Genomic DNA, 22,008 nt, shown 5'->3' with positions numbered 1-22,008 from the left:
CAGCCGGACAGCCGGACAGCCGGACAGCCGGACAGCCGGACAGCCGGACAGCCGGGCAGCCCGAGATCCGGGGAGCCGCTCGCACCGGGCGATCGGACAGGGCGCAGGGGCAGGCGGAAGGCCGGTTCAGGCGGTGCCTGAGGCCTCGCTCGAGTTCGCCTGCGCGGTGTCATGGCGCATGTGCCAGCGGCTGCGCCAGAGAAGGAACAGCCCGAAGGCGACGGCCGCGAACGTGGAGGCGGAGAGGACGGCGACCTTGGCGTCGTCGTGCGCTGCGGCGGTGGCCGGGAACGAGAGCTCGGTGACGAGCAGCGAGACCGTGAAGCCGATGCCCGCGAGGCCCGCGATGCCGATGATGTCCACCCAGCGAACGGCCTTGTCCACCGTGGCCGAGGTGAACTTGGTGACGAGCCATGTGGTGAGCGTGATGCCGATGGGCTTGCCGAGGACGAGCGCGAGCGCCACGCCGAGGGCCACCTTGTCTGTGGCCGCGGAGGCGAGACCGTCGAAGCCGCCTACGTCCACGCCGGCGGAGAAGAGCGCGAAGAGCGGGACGGCGAGGCCCACCGAGAGCGGCCGGAAGCGGTGCTCGAGGATCTCGGCGAGCTCCACCTCGAACCGGCCCGTGACGGGCACGATGAGGCCGAGGACGACACCGGCGATCGTCGCGTGGATGCCCGAGGCGTGCACGAGCGCCCACGCGGCGACCGCCAGCGGCAACAGGAAGATCCAGGCGTAGCGGCGGCGGTGCCCGAAGAGGTCCGGCCGGCGGTGCACGAGGAAGGCGAAGAGGCCGATCGGGATGAGCGCCAGGAGAAGCGCCCCGAAGTTCAGGTCAGAGGTGTAGGCGACGGCGATGATGACGATCGCGATGAGGTCGTCCACCACGGCCAGCGTGAGCAGGAAGAGCCGCAGGGCGTTGGGGAGCCCCTTGCCCACGAGCGCGAGCACAGCCACGGCGAAGGCGATGTCCGTGGCCGTGGGAATGGCCCAGCCGTGGACCGCCTCGGGGTCCGAGGCGTTGATGGCCAGGTAGATCAGGGCCGGCACGACGACCCCGCCGACGGCTGCCGCGACCGGGACGAGCGCCTTGCTCGGGGAGCGGAGATCGCCCGCCACCATCTCGCGCTTCAGCTCGAGGCCGACGAGGAAGAAGAAGACCGCCAGCAGGCCGTCTGCCGTCCAGTGGCCCACGCTGAGGTTCAGGTGCAGCGCCTCGGGGCCGAAGTGGAAGTCCCTCACCGCCGTGTACTTGTCTCCCCAGGGGGAGTTGGACCAGACGAGCGCGACGACGGCCGCGATGATGAGCAGAATGCCGGACGTGGTCTCGGCGCGCAGGACGTCTCCGATGCGGAGCGTCTCTGTGGGCGAGCCGGGCCCGAAGACGACGGGGTGCTTCTTCTGCGACGCCTCGGCGGGGGCGGACTCGGCAGGGAAGCCTTCAGACGGGAAACCCTCAGACGGGGTGCCTTCAGACGGGGACGGGTGAGCGGGCGGGGTGTTCTCAGGAGCCATGCGGAAAACCTCGATCAGAATGGGATCGCTTCTGCGGGGACAAATGGGCAGGGGACAGTTCACATGCCGACCAGACTTCCCGGCTCACCTTCACACCATTCTACAGAGGGGCCTCCGAGGGCGGTCCGAACAGGTCCGGCCCGTCCACGAGACGGACGGCGCTTCCCGGCTCTCGGGAGGCGCCGAGCCGGGCCGCCATGACCTCGACGGCCTGCTCGTTGGAGTCGACGAGCATGAACCGCCGGCCGAGGGCTCGAGCCACGTCCCCGGTGGTGCCGGAGCCGGCGAAGAAGTCGAGGACCCAGTCGCCCGGCCGGGAGGACGCCGTCACCATGCGCCGGATGAGGCCGCGCGGCTTCTGGGTCGGATACCCGGTCTTCTCCTTGCCCGTGGGGGAGACGATGGTGTGCCACCAGACGTCCGTGGGCAGCTTGCCCTTCTTGATTTTCGCGGGCGTGACGAGGCCCGGGGCCATGTAGGGCTCGCGGTCCACCTCGGAGGCGTCGAAGTGGTAGCGGGCCGGGTTCTTCACGTAGACGAGGATCGTGTCGTGCTTGCTGGGCCAGCGGCGCTTCGTCTTGGCGCCGTAGTCGTAGGACCAGATGATCTCGTTGAGGAAGCACTCGCGGCCGAAGACGATGTCCAGCATCACCTTGGCGTAGTGCACCTCGCGGTAGTCGAGGTGGAGGTAGAGCGTGCCGTCGTCGGCCAGGAGGCTCCAGGCGTGCTCGAGGCGGGGGAAGAGGAAGTCCCAGTAGTCGCCGAAGACGTCGTCGTAGGAGCGCAGGCGCCCCGCGACCGTCGTGAAGGACTGCCCCCGGAAGCCCATGCGGTCCCCCTCGCCGAGGGGATGCGCCCGCATGCTCGTCTCGGCGCGCGTCTGGGAGCGGCCGGTGTTGAACGGCGGATCGGCGTAGACGACGGTGAAGGCGCCGTCGGGAAGCAGAGGCAGCACCTCGAGGTTCTCGGCGTGGACGACCCAGTCCGGGCCGTCCGCGCCGAGAACCTCAGCCGGGCTGATGCTCTGGCTCAGGCGCTACTCCGCGGAGCTCGAGCCCTGGGCGCCCTGGCCGCCTCCGCCGGTGCGGCGGCGACGGCGCTGGCGGGTGCGCTTCGGCTTCGACTCGCCGGCGGCCGTGGAGGACTGTCCCGCCCCGGCCGCCTGGGAAGAGCCCGCCTGCTGCGAGGACTCGGCCTGCTGGGACGACTCGGGGGAGGCGCCGCCGCGGCCGCCGGAGCGTCCTCCGCGCCGGGAACGGGAGCGTCCGCCCTCGCGGGAGCCGCCCCGTCCGCCGTCGCGGGACTCGCCGCGTCCGCCTTCCCGAGAGCCGCTCTGGCCTCCTCGGCCGCCGGAGCGTCCCCCGCGGCCCCCGCGGCCGCCGCGCTCCTCGCGGGAGCCGGGGCCGCCGAGGTCCTCGAGGTGCTCGGCGTCGAGCCCCTCGAGCGTGCGCTTGTGCCGGGGGAGGCGCCCCTTGGTGCCCTCGGGGATGTCGAGGTCCTCGAAGAGGTGCTTGGAGCTGGAATAGGTCTCCGCGGGCTCGTGGAAGTCCAGCTCGAGCATGCGGTTGATCATCTGCCAGCGGTGCAGGTCCTCCCAGTCCACGAGCGTGACCGCGGTGCCCTTGTTGCCCGCACGGCCCGTGCGGCCGATGCGGTGCAGATAGGTCTTCTCGTCCTCCGGGCACTGGAAGTTGATGACGTGGGAGACGTCGTCGACGTCGATGCCCCGGGCCGCGACGTCCGTGGCGACGAGGACGTCCACCTTCCCGTTGCGGAACGCGCGCAGGGCCTGCTCGCGGGCGCCCTGGCCGAGATCGCCGTGGAGGGGCGCCGCGGCGAACCCGCGGTCCATGAGCTCGTCGGCGAGCTTCGCGGCGGAGCGCTTCGTCTTGGTGAAGATGACGGCGCGTCCCCGGCCCCTCGCCTGGAGGATGCGGGCCACGACCTCGTCCTTGTTGAGCGAGTGCGCCCGGTAGACCACCTGGCGGATGTCCTTCTTGGTGATGGAGCCGTCGTCGTCGGGATCCGTCGCCCGGATGTGGGTGGGGCGGCTCATGTAGCGGCGGGCCATGCTGACCACCGGGCCGGGCATGGTCGCGGAGAAGAGCATCGTCTGGCGGACCTCGGGCACGGCCGCGAGCAGGGTCTCGACGTCCGGGAGGAAGCCGAGGTCCAGCATCTCGTCCGCCTCGTCGAGCACCACGATCCGGACGCTCTTCAGGTTGAGGTGCCGCTGGCGGTAGAGGTCGATGATGCGGCCGGGGGTGCCGACGACGACCTCGACGCCCTGGGCGAGCTGCTCGATCTGCGGTTCGTAGGCGCGGCCGCCGTAGATGGTGGCGATGCGGACGTTGCGCTTCTTCGAGGCGGTCGAGAGGTCCTCGGACACCTGGACCGCGAGCTCGCGGGTCGGCGCGACGACGAGCGCCTGCGGCGCGCCCGGCGAGGGGAGGGCGTCATACCCCTCGTCCTCGCGGCCGATGACGCGCTGGAGGACGGGGATGCCGAAGCCGAGGGTCTTGCCCGTGCCGGTCTTGGCCTGGCCGATGATGTCGCTGCCGCTGATGGCGACCTGCAGCGTCATCGCCTGGATGGGGAAGGGGTGGAGGATGCCCGCGTCGGCGAGGGACTCGACGATGTCCGGGCGGACGCCGAAGTCGGCGAAGGTCTCCTTGACCTCCTTCTTCACGCCTTCGGCGGCGACGGTCTCGGCGGCGGCGCCGGCGAGCTCCTCGGGAACGCTCTCGCTGTGAGCGATCTGGGCGGTGTCAGTCATGGGTCACCATTTCCTGGTCGGCGAGCCGGCACGGCCGGGCTCGCGGGCGGTGAAGCCGATTGCGGGGAACAGGGCGGCCGGCCGGCGGAGGAGTCCTCCGGGCGCTGCCGCCTCGAGCACTGTAGAGATCGCGGCCGAGAGGCCGCCGCGCGGGCGGGCGGAGAGCCGGCCCGCGGAGTGAACGGTGGTGTTCGGATCAACGACTGTGCAACCGGGCATCACGCGGTACATGTGCCTTGTCAGTCTACAGCGGAGCCGCCTGATACCGGGGAGGACCCCGTGTCCTCGAACTGCAGCCTCCTCGCGGCGAGGTCCACGCCGGTGAGGCGGACGCGGATGATGTCCCCGGCCGCGGCCTGGGTGGCCACCCTCGCCACCACCGCCGGGTCCTCGAGGGCGATCTGCGCCTTGCCGTGCTCCGTGCTCGTCACCGCGGCCCGGAACTCCTCGCCGACACGGGACTGGAGGGTCGCCGCCTCGACGAGGTCCACGGCCGCCCGCTCCAGGGAGCCGGCCTTGCGGTCCGAGGCCTTCATGAGCTCCGGCAGCAGCGGCAGCGCCTCCGCGAGCTCGCGGGGCAGCGGCCGGCCCGCGCTGAGGAGTTCCGCGGTCATGAGGACGAAGCGGTCCACGAGCCTGCGCAGCGGCGCGGTGGTGTGCGTGTAGCTCGCGCCGAGAGCCGCCTGGACGAGGTCTTCGTCTGACGCGCCCTCCGAGGGGAGGGCCACGTAGCCGGCGCCCCGGAACAGGCGCCCCGCAGCGTGCATGATCGCCAGCTGCCGCGGGTCCTCGGTGTCCAGGCTCCGGAGGAACTCGCCATACGGCTGCCCCTCGGGCCACGGGGTGCCGAGTGCCGAGGCCGCGCGCCGGAACTCGGCGAGCGCCTCCTCGTCCGGGGCGGGCATGACGCGCAGCAGGCCCGTGTTGTGCTCGAGGAAGATCCGGGCCGTCTCCATGCCCGTCATGAGGGAGATCTGCGCGTTGTAGTCCTCGACCGGCAGCGGGGCGCGGCTCTCGAGCCTCAGACGCCCGTCCTCGTCCAGCGAGACCTCCTGCTCCGGCAGATTGAGGCTGGCCCCGCCGCGGCGGCGCTCCAGCTCGATGCGCTTGGCGCCGATCTCCGCGAGGAGCGAGGCGAACTCGGACGGCCGGTCCGAGTCCAGGTCCTCCTGGACGCCTGTGTAGGAGAGCTTCGCGCGAGAGCGGACGACGGCGCGGCGCAGGCCCGTGGTGAGCACGCTCGCCTCGGCGTCCAGCTCGAAGGCGAAGACGTACGCCCAGCGGTCCTGCTCCGGCAGGAGGGAGCCCGCGTCCTCGGCGATCTCGTCCGGGTGGAGGCCGATGCGGCGGTCCGGCAGGTAGACGGTCTGGCCCCGCTCCCGCGTGGCCGCGTCCAGCGCTCCGCCGAGCTCTGCGAAGGAGGGGACGTCCGCGATGGCGTAGAAGACCCGGTAGCCCGTCTCCGAGCGGTTGAGGCACACGGCCTGGTCCAGGTCCGTGGAGGAGGCGGGATCCACGGTGACGAAGGGAAGGTCCCGGGCGTCCCAGTCGGGCGCGCCCCGGCCGGACGCGTGCTCGGCGATCGCCCGGGCCGCCTCATCGAGGGCCTCGGACGGGAACTCCTCCGGGACCTCGAACTCGGCTGGAAGCGCCGCGAGGAGGGCGCGGAGCTCCTCGACGGAGCCCGCGCCCTCCTCGGGGCGGGGAAGCGGGCGGATGCGGGGAAAGGGCATGACTGCTCCCGTCTGCGGCGCCGGACGGGCCGCGCCCGCCGACTGGCTGGCTAGAGGGCGCCGAACCCGACCGGGCGCGAGGCGTCCTGGCCGATCTCGACGTAGGCGATCTTGGACCCCGGGACGAGGACCTGCTGTCCCTTGCGGTCCTTGAGCTGAAGCGTGGTCCCCTCCTCGATGGCCTTGTTCACGAGCTCGAGGACCTGCTCGGTCTCCAGGGCCGCGTCGATCGAGACCTCGCGGCTGACGTTCTCCATACCGATCTTGATGTCCATGCCCTCGATCCTATTGCGCTCGCGGAGGGAATCGCGAAATGCCCCGCCACAGGAGGTTGGCGAGCAGCTCCACGGCCTCCTCGACGCCGAGGCGCTCGCTCTCCGGCTGGGCGGCCCAGGCTCGCGCCGCGATCTGGGCGGAGCCCCCGACGGCTCGGCCGAGCAGCTCGGCCTCCGGCGCGCTGACGTCCGCGTCCCGCGCGATGCAGTCGGCGATCGCGAGGGCGAGCCGGCGGTTGAAGTCCTCGAGCCGCTGGGCGATGGCCGGCACGGTCAGCACGTCCGACTCGAAGACGAGGCGGTACGCCCGGCGCTCGGTCTCGGTGAAGGTGAAGTAGGCGCGGATCGCGTTGCGGATGCGCTCGCGGTTGTCCTCGGTGGAGTCGAGGGCCGTGCGCATCATCGACCACAGCGTGCCGAGGTGCTGCTCGAGGAGCGCCTCGTACAGCTCGTCCTTGCTCGGGAAGTGCTGGTACACCACGGGCTTGGAGACCTCGGCCTCCTCGGCGATCTGGTCCATGGAGGAGCCGTGGTAGCCGTGCTCCACGAAGACTCGGTGCGCCGCGGCGAGGAGCTGCGTCCGGCGGACGGAGCGGGGGACCCTCTTGGCGCGGGGTCGTTGGGGGTTCTCGGGGATCTGAGTCACGCCTTCGACCGTACCCGACTCCTTGCTCCCGCGTGAGGAGCGTCAGGCGGAGCGGCTCACGGGGCACTCGCCGTCGTCCTGGCCCTCGCCGGGCTGGGCGTGCGGCGCCGTGCCGGCCTCGCCCGGAGCGGACTCGCGCCGGGAGGCCTCCGGGGCCAGCCCGTAGAGGGCGTCGAGCCCCGCGACGTACTCGTCAGCGCGCCCCTGCGAGGCGAGCTCGCGGCCGCGCACGGTGGGCACGTGGAGGAGCTGGCGCACCATGCGGCGCAGGGCGAACTCCACCTCCTCGGCGGCGGCGGTGCAGCCGTGCTGCGCCCTCACCTTCTCCAGCTCGCGGTCCAGCACGGAGAGGGTGTGCCGGCGGAGGGCGACGACGGCCGAGTCGACCTGCCGCGCCGTCCGATCCGCGATGAAGTCCTCGGAGGCGCGGGTCACGATCTCCCGTGCGGCCTCCAGCGCCGAGGCCGCCTCGGCGGGGGCCGCCTGGCGGATGGACTCGAGCGTGAGAAGCTCGACGCCCGGGAGGTCTGCGACGTTCGGCTCGAAGTCGTGCGTCAGGGCGAGGTCCACGACGTAGAGGTCCTTGCCCTCGGGGCGGGCGGCGCTCAGCTCTTCGGCGCTGACGCGGCGGTCTCCGCCCGAGCAGCCGATGACGAGGTCGGCGTGCGCGAGGGCCTCGGGGAGCGAGTCCGCGTCGAGGGCCCGCCCGCCGCGCTGAGCGGTGAACTCCGGCGCGCGGCCGGACTGGGAGTAGACGCTGACGTCCGTCACGCCCCGGTCCCGGAGCAGGGCCATCGTGGCGCCCGCGTAGGCGCCCGTGCCGAAGACGACGACGGACGAGGAGGAGAACGGCGCATCCGGGTCCATGACGCTCTCCACGAGGTCCAGCCCCACGGAGACGATCGACTTGCCCTGGGCCCCGAGGTCCGTGCGGGAGCCGACCTGCTTGGCCGTCTTCGTGGCCGACTGGAAGAGGCGGCTGAGCCCGCCCGTGGCGGTGCCCTCCGTCTGCGCGCTGACGAGGGACCGCCGGACCTGGCCCGCGATCTCGCGCTCGCCCACGACGGCGGAGTGGAGCCCGGCGCCCACGGCGAAGAGGTGGCGCGGCACGTCGTCGCCGACAAGTGTGGTGAGTGAGGAGGCCACCACGCGCTCGGGGAGACCGGAGGCCTCCGCGATGACGGTGACGAGGTCGGAGCGCACGGCCTCCGCGTCCTGCGCAGACTCGAGCTCGGTGTAGATCTCGAAGCGGTTGCACGTCGCAAGGACGACGACGCCGCGGGCGAGCGGGGAATCCGCCGTCGCCGAGGAGACCTGCGAGGCGGCGGCGCTCATGCGGCCGATGCGCTCGAGGTCGAGGTCTGCGTGCGTTGCGACAAGTGACAGGTAAACCACAGCGGTGGACAGTCTACGCGCGGTCGGGGCCCGTCTCGAGGAAGGCTCGCCTGGCCTGTCCGGGCCGGCTCGGCGACCGTCGTCGCCCTCCGGCGGCCTCCCGGCGAACTCCCGGGGCGCCTCGATAGGATGGCCCGCAGGGCAGACGCCCCAGTGAACACCGCCCTGAGACCACCGAAGAGGAGCCACGGCATTCCCATGAACGCGCGCGAGGCCAGCGAATCGTCCCTCATCCGAGAGCTCACCGGGCGGCGAGGATCGCGGCGCCCCGTCTGGTTCATGCGCCAGGCGGGACGCTCCCTGCCGGAGTACCGTGCAGCGCGCGAGGGGACCGGGATGCTGGAGTCCTGCCTCATGCCGGAGCTCGCGGCGGAGATCACCCTGCAGCCCGTGCGCCGGCATGACGTGGACGCGGGCATCTTCTTCTCGGACATCGTGGTTCCGCTCAAGCTCGCGGGCGTGGACGTGGACATCAAGCCGGGGGTGGGCCCGGTGCTGGGCGCTCCGATCCGCACTGCGGCGGACATCGACGCGCTGCCGGAGCTCGAGGACGGGGCGCTCGAGCCGATCCGCGAGGCGGTCCGGCTGACGGTGGAGCAGCTCGGGGAGAAGCCCCTCATCGGCTTCGCGGGCGCGCCGTTCACCCTGGCCGCCTACATGGTGGAGGGCAGGCCGAGCCGGGACCACCTCGGCCCGCGCACCATGATGCACGCGGATCCCGGCGCCTGGCGGGCCCTCTGCGAGTGGACGGCCCGGGCCAGCGGCCGCTTCCTCAAGGCGCAGCTCGAGGCGGGGGCGAGCGCCGGGCAGCTCTTCGACTCCTGGGCGGGCTCGCTCGGGCTCGAGGACTACCGCCGCCATGTGCAGCCCGCGTCCGCCGCCGTCTTCTCCGCGGTGAGCGGCCTCGGCAAGCCGCTCATCCACTTCGGCACGGGCACGAGCGAGCTGCTCGGGGCCATGAAGGAGGCGGGCGCCGACGCCGTCGGCGTGGACTACCGCCTCTCGCTCTCCGAGGCGAACCGGCGCCTCGGCGGCGCGGTGCCCCTCCAGGGCAACATCGACCCAGCCCTCCTCAAGGCCCCGCGGGAGGTCCTCGAGGCCCACGTGCGCCAGGTGGTGCGCGAGGGCGCGGAGGCTCCCGGGCACGTGGTCAACCTGGGCCACGGCGTCCCGGCGGACACGGACCCGGACGTGCTCACCCGAGTGGTCGAGCTCGTCCACTCGATCGAGTACCCCGCCGAGCCGTGAGCACCGAGGCTCTGAGGCCGGGGCGGCCGGCTGACCCCTTCGGCGGCGAGTGGGACGTCGTCGTCCTCGGCGGAGGCGTCGCCGGGCTCATCGCGGCGCGGCGCGCCGCCCTCCGCGGCGAGAGCGTCCTGCTCCTCGAGGCCTCGGAGCGCTTCGGAGGCGCAGTAGGCCTCATGCCCCTGGCGGCGCCCGACGGCGGCCGGCTCGAGGGGCTCCTGCTCGAGCGGGGCGCGGAGTCCTTCGCCACGCGCAGTCCCGCGGTGCCGCGCCTGCTCGAGGAGCTCGGCATGGCGGATCGCGTGGAGGCGGTCTCCGATGCCGGCTCGTGGATCGTCGGGGTTGAAGGGGAGCAGCTTTCCGCGGCGCCCTCGCCCGCGCTCAGCCTCCTCGGCATTCCCGGGGACCTCGCTGCGCCGGACGTACGGGCCTTCCTCGGGGAGGTCGAGGCCGAGCGCGCGGCCGAGAGGGACGCCCGGCCCGCCGGGACGCCCGCCCGGGACATGACGCTGGGGGCGCTCGTGCGGGACCGCATGGGGGACGCGGTGTTGGAGCGGCTCGTGGCGCCTGTGGTGACCGGGGTGTACTCGACCCACCCGGACGAGATCGACGCAGCCGTGGTCCATCCGGGGCTCATCCCGGAGCTGGAGCGGCGCGGAAGCCTCGCAGGCGCGGTGGCGGCGCTGCGCGCGTCGTCGCCGGCCGGCGCCGCCGTGGCCGGGGTGCGGGGAGGCGTCGGGGCGATCGCCGTCGAGCTCGAGGCGCAGGCCCGGGAGGCCGGGGCGAGCCTCGTGACGGGCGCGCGCGCCACGGGGCTGGCGCGGAACGGGGACGGCTCGCTGACGGTCACCGCCGAGGTGCAGGGTCCCGAGGGGCGCGAGCGGCGCGACGTGCGGGCCCGCTCGCTCGTGCTCGCGGTGCCGGCGGGCGCGGGGCAGCCGCTCCTGGAGTCGCTCGCGCCGGGCATCACCGAGGAGGCGGGAAGCGGCACGGCGGAAGGCGGGGTCGTGGTCCTCGTCACCCTCTGCTTCGCGGCGGGCACGGCCTCGGCTTCGGCTCTGGCCTCGGGCCCGCGCGGAAACGGCGTGCTCGTCTCGCCGGCGGCCCGCGGAATCGGGTCGGAGGGCGCGCCCCGCAGCCTCGCGAAGGCTCTCACCCACTCGACCTCCAAGTGGCCCTGGCTCCGCGCCGAGGCCGGAGGACGGGAGGCGGTGCGCTTGAGCTTCAACGCCGCGGACCTGGCGCAGATCGGAGCTCCGGAGGCCGGAATCGGCCCGGGTGCGGTGGGCGCGCCGAGCGAGCGCTTGGCGGAGCGGGCCCTCGCCGACGCCTCGGCGCTGCTCGGCGTCGAGCTGAGCGCAGAGGACCTCGAGGGCACAGGCCTGGCCTCCCACAGGAACACCGCGCCGTTCGCCCAGAGCGGGCACCGAGAATCATTCCAGGAAAGCGTGGCACGATGGACGGCGGATCCCCGGCTCGAGGGGGTGGCCCTCGCGGGCGCGTGGTTCGCGGGGACGGGCCTTGCGGCCGTCGTCGGACGCTCTCTCGAGGACCGGCCTTGATAGGCTGGTCGGACTTCTACGCGGCGTAGAAAAGCAGATCGGCACCACCCGGAAAGGCAGCGCGCAGACGCCATGAGCGAACAGCACGAGTCAGGCAAAGAGACCATGTTCTACACCCTGTGGACGGTGTTCAAGCGCACGGGCTCGCCCTCGGGCGGACACGAGGAGTTCGACTCGCTCGTGGAGCGGCTGGCGGGCGAGGGCGTGACGCTGCGCGGGGTGTACGACGTCTCCGCCATGCGGGCGGACGCGGACATCATGGTGTGGGTCCACGGCTCGCAGCCGGAGAAGCTGCAGGCCGCCATCCGGTCCTTCCGCCGCCTCGAGCTCTTCGCCCAGACCGAGATCGTGTTCTCCGCGATGGGCGTCCACCGCGAGGCCGAGTTCGCCAAGTCCCACTCGCCGGCCTTCTCCCGCGGGGTGGAGCCGAGCACGTGGGTCTGCGTCTACCCGTTCGTCCGCTCCTACGAGTGGTACATCCTGGACGAGAAGGAGCGCGGCGCCATGCTCCGGGACCACGGCCTCAAGGGCCGCGAGTACCCGCAGGTCATCTCGAACACCGTGGCGTCCTTCGCCCTCGGGGACTGGGAGTGGATCCTCGGCCTCGAGGCGCCGGAGCTGCACGACCTCGTTGACCTCATGCGCCACCTCCGCGCCACCGAGGCCCGCCTGCACGTGCGCGAGGAGATCCCGTTCTACACCGGCCGCCGCATCCCCTCCTCCGAGATCGCCGAGGTGCTTCGATGAGCCGAGAGGCCGCTCAGACCGTGAGCGCGCTCGAGGGAGTCGGCGAGGACGGCGTCATGGAGCCCAAGCGGTATGACGCGCTGCTGCTCGCCTCCTTCGGCGGCCCCGAGGGCCAGGAGGACGTCATCCCGTTCCTGCGCAACGTGACCCGCGGGCGGGGCATCCCGGACGAGCGCCTCGAGGAGGTGGCCACGCACTACCGCGCGAACGGCGGCGTGAGCCCCATCAACGCCCAGAACCGGGCCCTCAAGGCTGCCGTCGAGGCCGAGCTCGAGCGCCGGGGCATCGACCTGCCGCTCTACTGGGGCAACCGCAACTGGGAGCCCTACACGCCCGACACGCTGGAGCAGATCGTCGAGGACGGGCACCGCCGCGTGCTCGCGTTCTCCACGAGCGCCTACTCCGGCTACTCGAGCTGCCGCCAGTACCGCGAGGACTACGGCATGGCGCTGCGGGACCGGGGGCTCGAGGGGCGGCTGACCGTGGACAAGGTCCGGCAGTACTTCGACCACCCCGGCTTCGTCGAGGCGTTCGCCGAGGGCCTCCGCGAGGGCCTCGCCGAGGTGAAGGCAGAGCTCGCGGAGCGCGGCGTGACTGAGCCCCGCCTCCGTCTGCTCTTCTGCACGCACTCGATCCCCATGACGGACGCGGACGCCGCAGGGCCCCGCCTGCCGGAGGGGGAGGAGCACGAGGGCGGGAACCTCTACACGGCCCAGCACCTCGCGGTGGCCCGGTCCGTCCTCGAGCGGGTGCCGGAGGCCGAGGGGATCCCGCACTCGCTCGTCTACCAGTCGCGCTCGGGCGCCCCGCACATCCCGTGGCTCGAGCCGGACGTCAACGACGCTCTCCAGGAGCTGAAGGGCGAGGTGGACGGAGTCGTCCTCATCCCGCTCGGCTTCGTGAGCGACCACATGGAGGTCAAGTGGGACCTCGACACCGAGGCGACGGACACGTGCCGCGAGCTCGGCATCGTCTCGCGGCGGACGCCCACGCCGGGCACACACCCTGCGTTCGTCTCGGGCCTCGTGGACCTCATCGAGGAGCGCCACCAGGCGAACCCGGGCTCCAAGCCCGAGCGCGCCTCCGCCGCCGAGGGCGGGCCCTGGCCGGACGTCTGCCCCGCAGGCTGCTGCGTCAAGGTGATGCGGGACGGAACCTGCCGCCCGACGGTGGCCGCCGTGGACTCCGAGGTCGGCGCGGCGCAGGGAGCGTGACCGCATGAGCACCGAGCCCCAGTCGGAGTCGGCGGATCCGTCGCAGTCTCCGCGTCCGTTCAGGGTCGCCACGCGGGGGAGCGCCCTCGCCAAGACCCAGTCCGGTCTCGTCCTGGACGAGCTCTCCCGCATCTCCGGACAGCCGGGCGAGCTCTCCCTCGTCAAGACCGAGGGGGACGTGGTCACCACGCCGCTGGCGCAGATCGGCGGCACGGGAGTCTTCGTCTCGGCGGTGAGGCAGGCGCTCGCGGACGGACGGGCCGAGGTGGCCGTCCACTCGCTCAAGGACCTGCCGACCGTTCAGGAGCCGGGATTCCGGATTGCGGCCGTTCCGGCCCGCGAGGACGTGCGTGACGCCCTGTGCGCCAGGGACGGACTGACCCTCGAGTCGCTCCCCGAGGGCGCATCCGTGGGCACGGGATCCCCGCGGCGCGCGGCCCAGCTGCTCGCGCTGCGGCCGGACCTCAGGGTCGAGCCGATCCGCGGCAACGTGGACACCCGGCTCTCCCGCGTCAAGGGCGTCACCGTCCGCGACGCAGGCAACGCGCACATGTCCGCGGGCAAGTCGGGCGACCTCGACGCCGTCGTCCTCGCCGCCGCCGGCCTCCGCCGACTCGGCCGCGAGGAGTACATCACCGAGCTCATCGACCCGCAGCTCATGCTTCCCGCGCCGGGGCAGGGCGCGCTCGCCGTCGAGATCCGCGATCCGCAGGAGCACCCTGACGCGAGGACGGAGGCGCTGCTTCCCGCGCTCGCGGAGTACGACGACGAGCCGACGCGGCTTGCCGTCACCGCGGAGCGCTCGCTGCTCGCGGTCCTGGAGGCGGGCTGCTCCGCGCCGATCGGCGCCCTGGCCGAGCTCGAGGACGGGCAGCTCACGCTCAACGCCCGGGCCGCACGCCCGGACGGCACCGAGGTTTTCGCCGCGGGCGCCACGCTCAGCGTCCCCGAGGAGGACGCGGTCGAGGCGGCGCGGGAGCTGGGCGCCGTCGTCGCCGAGAGCCTGCTCGAACGCGGAGCCGGGGACCTGCTCTGACGTGACACTGCCCTCCTGCCGCCTCGGCCGCGTGCTCCTGCCGCGGTCCCGGGACCGCTCTGCCCGCTGGGTGCGGACCCTGAGAGAGGCTGGAGCGGAGCCGGTGCTCGTGCCCCTCATCGACTTCGAGGTCTCGCGCGAGCCCGAGGCGCTCGAGCGGATCCCTCGGATGCTCCGAAGCGCGGAGCGGTCTCTGCTCACGGTGACCTCGGTGACGACGGTGCGCGCGTTCGCGCAGGCCGGCATCCTCGAGGAGCTCGCGGAGGCGCCGGAATCCTGCACCGTGGCCGCCGTGGGAAGCGCGAGCGCACGGGCGCTCGAGGCCGAGGGCGTGCGCGTCGACCTCGTTCCGAGCGGGGCCATGAACGCGGCCGGTCTCGTCGAGGCGCTGCGCGAGGACCGCAGGAGGGGAGGCGTTCCCGGTCTCGCCGTGCTCGCCCAGGCGGACCTCGCCTCGGACGAGCTGCGGTCCGGGCTCGCGGAGCTCGGATGGGAGGTCACGGTCATCGAGGCCTACCGCACGGTCGAGGCACCCGCCCCTGCGGAGCGCCGGCTCGAGGCGGCTCTCCGCGGCCCGCGGGAGGAGTCCGACGCCGAGGTCCTCGCCCCGGACGAGGCGCGTAGGCTGGAGTGGGCGGCCGCCGTCGCCATGAGCCCGTCCACGGCGCGGCGCCTTGCGGACCTCTTCGGGGACCGGCTGCCGCCCGTCGTCGCCATCGGCCCCAGCACGGCCGCAGAGCTCGAGCGCCTCGGGAGACGGGCCGCCGCGGTGGCAGCCGAGCCGAGCCCGCAGGGCGTGGCCGAGAGACTGACCGAGATCCACACACGGAAGGACCGTCCATGACATTCCCCGCCCAGCGCCTGCGCCGTCTGCGCCAGAGCCCGGCGATGCGGTCGCTCGTCGCCGAGACGAGGCTCTCCGCGGGAGCGCTCATCCTTCCCGCGTTCGTGCGGGAGGGACTGTCCGAGCCGAAGCCGATCGGCTCGATGCCCGGCGTGCAGCAGCACTCGCGGGACTCGCTCAAGCGGGCCGCGCGCGAGGCCGTCGAGGCCGGAGTGGGCGGCATCATGCTGTTCGGCGTCCCGGAGAAGCATGACGCCGAGGGCACCGGCGCTGTGGACCCGGAGGGCATTCTCAACGTGGCCATCGCGGACGTCCGCGCCGAGGTCGGCGACGAGCTCGTCGTGATGTCGGACGTCTGCCTCGACGAGTTCACGGACCACGGGCACTGCGGCGTGCTCACGGACGACGGCGTCGTGGACAACGACAGGACGCTCGAAATCTACGCGCAGATGGCCGTGGCGCAGGCCGAGGCCGGCGCCCACATGCTCGGCCCGAGCGGCAAGATGGACGGGGAGATCGCCGTCATCCGCCAGGCCCTCGAGGAGACCGGACACACCGCGACCGGGCTCTTCGCGTACTCCGCCAAGTACGCCTCCGCCTTCTACGGTCCCTTCCGGGAGGCCGTGAACTCCCAGCTCAAGGGCGACCGCCGCACCTATCAGATGGATCCCCGCAACCGGCGCGAGGCCCTCTCCGAGGTGGAGGCGGACATCGCCGAGGGCGCGGACATGGTCATGGTCAAGCCCGCCATGACCAACCTGGACGTCCTCGCGGACGTGGCCGAGTTCAGCTCGGTTCCCGTCGGCGCCTACCAGATCTCCGGCGAGTACGCGATGATCGAGGCCGCCGCGGAGCGCGGATGGATCGACCGGAAGACGAGCATCCTCGAGGCCCTCACGTCCATCACGCGGGCCGGCGCCACGAGCATTCTCACCTACTGGGCCGTGGACGCGGCCCGCTGGATCCGCGAGGCCTGAGGCCTGAGCCGTCCCGACCCGACCGCCCCGGCCCGCGCGGGCCGCTTCCACGAAAGGCCATGACCATGAGCACCAATGCCGAGCTGTTCGAGACCGCGTCCCGCCTCATGCCCGGGGGCGTCAACTCGCCCGTGCGGGCCTTCGGCTCCGTCGGGGGAACGCCCCGCTTCATGGTCTCCGGCCGCGGCCCCTACCTGACCGACGCCGAGGGCCGCGAATACGTGGACCTCGTCTGCTCCTGGGGGCCGGCGCTGCTGGGGCACGCCCACCCCGAGGTCGTGGAAGCGGTCCAGCAGGCCGCGGCGAAGGGGCTCGGATTCGGCACCTCCACGCCGGACGAGTCCGTCCTCGCCGAGATGGTGGAGGAGCGCGTCCCTGCCGTCGAGCGCCTGCGCATGGTCTCCACGGGCACCGAGGCCACGATGACCGCGGTGCGCCTGGCCCGCGGGTACACGGGCCGCAACCTCGTCATCAAGTTCGCGGGCTGCTACCACGGCCACCAGGACGGCCTCCTGGCCGCGGCCGGCTCCGGGCTGGCCACCTTCGCCATGCCCGGTTCCGCAGGCGTCACGGAAGCGGTGGCCGCGGAGACGCTCGTGCTGCCGTACAACGACCTCGCCGCCGTGGAGCAGGCCTTCCAGGCCCATCCCGGCCGGATCGCCGCCGTCATCACGGAGGCTGCGCCGGCGAACATGGGCGTGGTCGCTCCGGGCGAGGGCTTCAACGAGGGCCTGCGCCGGCTCACGGCCGAGCACGGCGCGCTCTTCATCATGGACGAGGTCCTGACCGGATTCCGCGTGGGCCCGGGCGGCTACTGGGCGCTCGCGGAGCAGGGGTGGGCCCCGGACCTCCTCACGTTCGGCAAGGTGATCGGCGGAGGCCTCCCGACGGCGGCCCTCGGCGGACGCCGCGACGTCATGGAGCACCTGGCTCCGCTCGGCCCCGTGTACCAGGCCGGCACGCTCTCGGGGAACCCGGTGGCGATGGCGGCCGGCGTCGCCACCCTCCGGAACGCCACGGGCGAGGTCTACGAGCACATCGACACCGCGAGCGCCCGCCTCCAGAAGGAGGTCACGGCCGCGCTCGACGCCGAGGGCGTGGACCACTCCGTGCAGCACGCCGGGAACCTCTTCTCGGTGGCGTTCGGCACCTCCGGGACCGGCGTGCACGACTACGCCCAGGCCCAAGCGCAGGAGTCCTGGCGCTACAAGCCCTTCTTCCACTCGATGCTGGACGCCGGCGTGTACCTGCCCCCGAGCGTCTTCGAGGCGTGGTTCCTCTCCGGCGCGCACGACGACGAGGCGCTCAGCCGGATCGTGGACGCGCTCCCGGCGGCGGCCAAGGCGGCGGCGGCGCAGAAGGAGGCGTAGCCGGCCCTCCGCCGCGGTGAGCGGCGGGCTAGGAGGGGGAGCCCTCGTAGGTCGGCCACCCGCCCTCGACTGTGGCGCTCGGGTCGGTGCGCCGCTTGTAGGCCTGGAAGTCCGCGGCCTGCTCGCGGGCCCAGGCCACCTGCCGCGGATGGAGCTCCGCCGCAGGCATCTGGATCTGGCTGAACTTATGCCCCAGGGCGCGGGCGAGGTGGACGGCCGCCAGGGCGTCGTCGGCCGCCGTGTGGGCGTTCTCCAGGGAGATGCCGTAGGACTCGCAGAGCGCCGTGAGGGTCTTCTTCCCCTTGCGGTACTTGTCCACGTGCTTCTGGAGGATGAAGGGGTCGATGATCGGCCGGAGCTCGGGGGAGCGGACGCCGTGGCGCTCGCGCTCGTAGGCCATGACGGTGAAGTCATAGGCGCCGTTGAACGCGACGAGCGGGAGCTCGGCCTCGGAGATCTCGGCCAGCGCCGCGGAGATCTCGGCGACGGCCTCCGCGGCCGGCCGGCCCTCCGCGCGGGCCTTCTCCGTGGTGATCCCGTGGACGTCGGCCGCCTGCTGGGGGATCTCGACCCCCGGGTCGACGAGCCACTCGCGACGCTGCAGCTCTTCGCCGCGGCCGTTGACGATGATGAGGGCGGCCGTGACGATCCGTGCGGTCCGGGGGTCCCTCCCGGTGGTCTCGAGGTCGAATCCGACGGTCGGGAGGTCGATCCAGGTGGGCTCCGTGCTCTGCATTCCTCCAGGTTATCGGCTGGGGGATCGGACCGGCCGATAGTGTGGCGGCATGACCGGAGAGAGCCGTTTCCCTGCCGGATTCCTCGAGGGGGTCCGGGCGCTCGTGCAGCTCATTCCCGAGGGGCGGGCGATGTCCTACGGGGCCGTGGCCGAGGCCGTCGGGTTCGGAGGGCCTCGGCAGAGTGCCGCCGCCATGGCCTCGGGACTGCTTCACGACGTTCCGTGGTGGCGGGTCGTCCGAGCCGACGGCGGGATGACGGGCCCGCTCCGGGCCCGCGCCCGCGCGGCATGGCAGGCTGAGGCGACGCCGCTCGCGGGGGTCAGGGAAGACCGTGTGGACATGCCGAAGGCCGCATGGCGGCCGGGGGAGTCCGCGCTGCGCGCGGTGGACGCCGCCATCGAGGAGGCCGACGCCGCCGCGTCTGCTTAGAGTGTCCACCCCTCGTGTTTGACTTGTGGGCATGAGCAAGAGCCCAGAGCGTGCCCGCCCGCGCATCGTCACCGCCTCGTCACGGACAGATCGCGAAGGCGGCCTGTCCGGTGGAGCTCGGAACGGTGCGGCTCGGAGCAGTGAGGCTCGGAGCAGTGAGGCTCAGAGCGGTTCCGTGCAGACGGATCGGGCGGAGCAGCTCACGCCGCTGTCCCCAGGCCTGACGCTCGTCGAGGGGGAGCCGGGATCGGGCAAGAGCAGCCTGCTCGCGGCGGTCGCGGCCCAGCGGGCGCGGGAGGACGGGGAGAGCTTCCTGTTCATCTCCTCATCGAGGCGGGCTGCGGCGCGGATGACGGAGCAGCTCGGCGAGGGTCTGGAGAACGGCCTCGGCGCCAGCCGCTCCATGACGTGGCCGGCTGTGGCGTTCGATCTCCTGAGCCGGGCGGAGGCCCGGGGCCTCCTGCCGTGGATGCGGCGCTCTCCGAGACTGCGCACGGGTGCCGAGCAGGATCACCGCTACAGCGAGCTGCTGGACCGAGTGGACCGTGCCGCGCTCCCCGACTCGCTCACCCTCGCGGCGGAGACGCGGGGACTCCGGCAGCAGCTGAGGGAGTTCGCGGACCAGGCGCTTCAGGCCGAGGCAGACCCCGAGGCTGACATTGTGCGTCTGGCCGGGGTGCACGGCGTCCCGGAATGGGAGCTGGCGGGCGAGCTCATGAGCGCCTACCGCCAGCAGGACGCCCTCGCAGGCACGGAGGCGCTCGACGCGCTGCAGCTGAGCCTCCTCGCTCGCCATGTGCTGGAGGAGAATCCCGGTTTCGCGCGGGACGAGCTTTCCCAATGGGGGCTCATCGCAGTGGACGATGCACAGAACATGTCCGCTCCGGAGCTCGCGCTTCTGGAGTGGATGGCGGACCCCGCCCACAGCGCCGCTCGAGTTCTCGTTGCTGTGGACAGCGCCTCCGCGGTGCAGACGTTCCGGGGAGCAGACCCCGCAGCCACGCGTGCGCGGCTGAGGGAGACAGCGGCGCGCGTCGAAGAGCTCGGGAGCAGTCACCGGATGTCAGGGGAGATCGCGGCGGTCTACGCGGACCTGTCCGCTCGCCTGGGGGAGAGGCCAGGCAGGAGCGTTCCCGGTGACAGGGCAGCCGCAAACACCGCCCGCGTGGAGACCGTCCTCGTCTCGCACACGTTCCACGAGCCTCGCCTCATCGGCTCACGCATTCTGGAGCTGGTGGTCCCTCCGGCGTCAGAGCTGGACTTCGGGGACATCGCCGTGATCGTCCGCTCGGGGGCCCAAGCCCGGCAGATCGAGCGTCAGTTGACCGCGCTGGGCGTCCCCGTGGAGATTCCTCCGGCTGTCCTGACGCTCAAGGAGACGCCGGCCGCCCGGCCTCTCATCAGCGTCCTTCAGATGGTTGTGGACCCGGCGGCGGTGGAGCCCGTCCTGGTGACCGAGGTGCTCTCGTCACCCCTTGTCGGCATGACCGCCGTGGACATCCGGGCCATGCGTCGCAGGCTCCGCGCGGAGGAGAGAACCCGGCTGCGGAAGGCCGCCGGCGAGCTCGGCGGCACAGCGCCTGAGGCGCGGCTGCCGCTCAGCGACGAGCTCCTGGTCTCCGCCGTGGAGGACCCGGTCCGCTCGCAGGGCGTCCCCGGTGTCGGCGTTCTCTCGTCCATGCTCGCCGCAGGACGCCGAGCCTATGAGCAGACGCATGGAGACCCTCAGCACGTCCTCTGGGCCGTCTGGTCTGAGTCCCGCAAAGCCGCCGTCTGGAAGTCGCGGGCATCGGGACAGGACAGGAGTGCCGACCGAGCCAATCGGGACCTCGACGCGGTCATGTCGCTGTTCTATGCGGCCGAGCGGTTCATGGACCAGCGTCCCGGGGGCACCGCGGACGAGTTCCTGGACGAGCTGCTGGAGCAGGAGATCCCTGTGGACACGGTGGCCAAGCAGAGTCGGGGCTCATCGGCGGTGTCTGTGCTGACGCCCGCCTCCGCCGCAGGACGCGAGTTCGAGGCGGTCTTCATCGCCGGCGTCCAGGAGGGCCAGTGGCCCAACCCCAGGATTCGCGGAGAGATGTTCCGGACGAGCGACTTCATCGATGCGCTCGCGGCAGACCGGGACGGGCGCCCCTTCACCCCCGCGTCGCGGGCCGAGCGGGTGTCAGCGGTCAAACGGGACGAGCTCCGGCTCTTCCTGGTGGCCCTGTCCCGGGCCCGCAGCCGTGTCGTGGTGACCGCAGTCCAAGGAGATGAAGAGTCCCCGAGCCTGTTCTTCGACCTGACGGCCCTTGCTCTCGGCCGCTCTGCGGCGGACCTCACCCCGGTGGTGCTGCCGCGCGCCATGACCCTCAGAGCGCTCATCGGGGAGCTGCGCCAGGCCGCCGAGGCCGGGACGGACGCCGCTGCCCGAGACGCCTCCGCGGTCCTGGGGGAGATCGCTGCCTCAGGAGAGGAACCAGACGCCCAGCTTGCCCGGCCGGAGACCTGGTGGGGCGGCCGGGGCCTGTCCAGCACTGCTCCCATCCTGCCGGAGGGGTCGGAGATCCGAGTCTCTCCGTCCAAGGTGCAGTCCGCCGTGGAGAACCCGTTCGTCTGGTTCCTGCAGTCCATCGGGGCTGAGCCCGCCACGGACTTCTCTCGTCAGCTCGGCACCATGGTCCATCGTGTGGCACAGCGCCATCCGGAGGGCACGCTTCAGGAGCTGCAGGCCGCGTTCGAGGAGGAATGGGCTACGGCGGCCCTCCCGGAGAGCGCCTCCAGCCGGCTCGAGCGGATGAGGGGAGACCGGATCATCCGCATGCTCTCCCTGTACGTCCTGCAAGCCCGAGCATCAGGACGCCGAGCAGACGCCGACCATGTCGAGGTCGCCTTCGAGCATCGAGAGCCACGGACGGTCGGGGGCCAACCGCGCGAGATCGTCATCAGCGGAAGCATTGACAGGCTCGAGGCGGATGAGAACGGGGGATGGACGGTTGTCGACCTCAAGACCTCGAAGAACGCCGTGACCAAGGCGGAAGCCCTGGCGAATCCGCAGATGGCGGTCTACCAGTATGTGGCGGCGCGGGGCGCGCTGGACGGAGTCTCCTCGTCTCGAGAGGCGCGGCTGGTGTACGTCGGGAACGAGGACTCGAAATCGGTTCCGGAGCGCGTCCAGCTCGCGGAAGGAGTCGCCGAACGGGCCTCGGAGCTGCTCGGTGAGGCCGCGGAGGTGATGACGGGATCGACCTTCGCCGCCGTGGACTCGACCTCCTACAGGAGCGGTCCGTTCCCGGACATGGATCCAACTCGTTCGAGGGGGCGGCCCGTCACCCGTGTCGACGATCCGGGTCTAGCGGAGAGACAGGAGAACCGCGGAGAAGAGGAAGGCATCTCAAGGCAGAGGCAGTTCGCCCAGGACGAGGGCCGTGAACACGGCCGTGGAGCATGAGGAACGTGAACATGTCAGAGCATTCAGCATCGCTGTCTGAGACGGGCGCCAGGACCCAGACCGACGGGCCAGGC

18 protein-coding genes are annotated in these 22,008 nt (G+C 72.2%); 10 read left to right on the top strand and 8 right to left on the bottom strand.

The window, feature by feature from the left end; genetic code table 11:
- Positions 1-126: 126 nt before the first annotated feature.
- The 7 genes from nhaA to H9I38_RS03350 form a co-directional block, all read right to left on the bottom strand.
- Positions 127-1,515: a Na+/H+ antiporter NhaA gene (gene nhaA / locus H9I38_RS03380; protein WP_226337296.1), complete on the bottom strand. Its 1,389-nt coding sequence runs from the start codon at positions 1,513-1,515 to the stop codon at positions 127-129.
- Between the two features lie 100 nt (positions 1,516-1,615).
- Positions 1,616-2,470 carry a DNA-methyltransferase gene (locus H9I38_RS03375; RefSeq protein WP_226337288.1) on the bottom strand — a complete coding sequence of 285 codons (855 nt, stop codon included), beginning with the start codon at positions 2,468-2,470 and terminating at the stop codon, positions 1,616-1,618.
- An 81-nt stretch (positions 2,471-2,551) separates the two neighbouring features.
- Positions 2,552-4,291 (bottom strand): DEAD/DEAH box helicase, encoded by a 1,740-nt coding sequence (locus H9I38_RS03370; RefSeq protein WP_226337287.1) that lies wholly within the window; start codon positions 4,289-4,291, stop codon positions 2,552-2,554.
- A 239-nt stretch (positions 4,292-4,530) separates the two neighbouring features.
- Positions 4,531-6,024, bottom strand: coding sequence for an RNB domain-containing ribonuclease (locus H9I38_RS03365; protein WP_226337286.1), 1,494 nt, complete (start codon positions 6,022-6,024; stop codon positions 4,531-4,533).
- Positions 6,025-6,074: 50 nt separating this feature from the next.
- Positions 6,075-6,299 (bottom strand): DUF3107 domain-containing protein, encoded by a 225-nt coding sequence (locus tag H9I38_RS03360; RefSeq protein WP_226337285.1) that lies wholly within the window; start codon positions 6,297-6,299, stop codon positions 6,075-6,077.
- 10 nt (positions 6,300-6,309) lie between these two features.
- Positions 6,310-6,945 carry a TetR/AcrR family transcriptional regulator gene (locus tag H9I38_RS10920; protein WP_226337284.1) on the bottom strand — a complete coding sequence of 212 codons (636 nt, stop codon included), beginning with the start codon at positions 6,943-6,945 and terminating at the stop codon, positions 6,310-6,312.
- Between the two features lie 42 nt (positions 6,946-6,987).
- The gene (locus H9I38_RS03350; protein WP_226337283.1) at positions 6,988-8,340 is read right to left on the bottom strand and encodes a glutamyl-tRNA reductase; all 1,353 of its coding nucleotides are present in this window, start codon (positions 8,338-8,340) and stop codon (positions 6,988-6,990) included.
- A 198-nt stretch (positions 8,341-8,538) separates the two neighbouring features.
- Here H9I38_RS03350 and hemE point away from each other — a divergent pair, with 198 nt between their 5' ends.
- The 8 genes from hemE to hemL all read left to right on the top strand — a co-directional run bounded on the left by hemE (position 8,539) and on the right by hemL (position 17,335).
- Positions 8,539-9,588 (top strand): uroporphyrinogen decarboxylase, encoded by a 1,050-nt coding sequence (gene hemE, locus H9I38_RS03345; RefSeq protein WP_226337282.1) that lies wholly within the window; start codon positions 8,539-8,541, stop codon positions 9,586-9,588.
- On the top strand, positions 9,585-11,147 hold the full coding sequence (locus H9I38_RS03340; protein ID WP_226337281.1) for a protoporphyrinogen/coproporphyrinogen oxidase: 1,563 nt from the start codon (positions 9,585-9,587) through the stop codon (positions 11,145-11,147). Before hemE ends, H9I38_RS03340 begins: the two co-directional genes overlap by 4 nt.
- A 72-nt stretch (positions 11,148-11,219) precedes the next feature.
- Entirely contained in the window at positions 11,220-11,894 is a 675-nt protein-coding gene (hemQ, locus tag H9I38_RS03335) for a hydrogen peroxide-dependent heme synthase (protein ID WP_226337280.1), read from the top strand.
- Positions 11,891-13,108 (top strand): ferrochelatase, encoded by a 1,218-nt coding sequence (locus H9I38_RS03330; protein WP_226337278.1) that lies wholly within the window; start codon positions 11,891-11,893, stop codon positions 13,106-13,108. Before hemQ ends, H9I38_RS03330 begins: the two co-directional genes overlap by 4 nt.
- Before the next feature lie 4 nt (positions 13,109-13,112).
- Positions 13,113-14,144 (top strand): hydroxymethylbilane synthase, encoded by a 1,032-nt coding sequence (gene hemC, locus H9I38_RS03325; protein WP_226337277.1) that lies wholly within the window; start codon positions 13,113-13,115, stop codon positions 14,142-14,144.
- A 1-nt stretch (position 14,145) separates the two neighbouring features.
- Positions 14,146-14,988 (top strand): uroporphyrinogen-III synthase, encoded by an 843-nt coding sequence (locus tag H9I38_RS03320; protein ID WP_226337275.1) that lies wholly within the window; start codon positions 14,146-14,148, stop codon positions 14,986-14,988.
- Positions 14,985-15,965: a porphobilinogen synthase gene (gene hemB / locus H9I38_RS03315; RefSeq protein WP_226337273.1), complete on the top strand. Its 981-nt coding sequence runs from the start codon at positions 14,985-14,987 to the stop codon at positions 15,963-15,965. The genes H9I38_RS03320 and hemB overlap by 4 nt, the downstream gene beginning before the upstream one ends.
- Before the next feature lie 59 nt (positions 15,966-16,024).
- Positions 16,025-17,335 (top strand): glutamate-1-semialdehyde 2,1-aminomutase, encoded by a 1,311-nt coding sequence (gene hemL / locus H9I38_RS03310; RefSeq protein WP_226337271.1) that lies wholly within the window; start codon positions 16,025-16,027, stop codon positions 17,333-17,335.
- Positions 17,336-17,363: 28 nt separating this feature from the next.
- Here the strand turns inward: hemL and H9I38_RS03305 are convergent, their stop codons facing one another.
- Positions 17,364-18,071 (bottom strand): 3'-5' exonuclease, encoded by a 708-nt coding sequence (locus H9I38_RS03305; protein ID WP_226337268.1) that lies wholly within the window; start codon positions 18,069-18,071, stop codon positions 17,364-17,366.
- Positions 18,072-18,120: 49 nt separating this feature from the next.
- On the opposite strand from H9I38_RS03305, the gene H9I38_RS03300 reads away from it, so the two are divergent.
- Both H9I38_RS03300 and H9I38_RS03295 read left to right on the top strand, forming a co-directional pair.
- Positions 18,121-18,501 carry an MGMT family protein gene (locus H9I38_RS03300; protein ID WP_226337266.1) on the top strand — a complete coding sequence of 127 codons (381 nt, stop codon included), beginning with the start codon at positions 18,121-18,123 and terminating at the stop codon, positions 18,499-18,501.
- Positions 18,502-18,676: 175 nt separating this feature from the next.
- Complete coding sequence (locus tag H9I38_RS03295; RefSeq protein ID WP_226337264.1) at positions 18,677-21,934, top strand: PD-(D/E)XK nuclease family protein; 3,258 nt, start codon at positions 18,677-18,679, stop codon at positions 21,932-21,934.
- The last annotated feature ends 74 nt before the right edge of the window (positions 21,935-22,008 follow it).

It is taken from the genome of Arthrobacter sp. UM1, from assembly GCF_020483305.1.
Classification (GTDB): Bacteria; Actinomycetota; Actinomycetes; order Actinomycetales; family Micrococcaceae; genus Falsarthrobacter.
The sequence above is the reverse complement of the archived record's forward strand: the minus strand, read 5'-3'. Positions and strand labels throughout refer to the sequence as shown.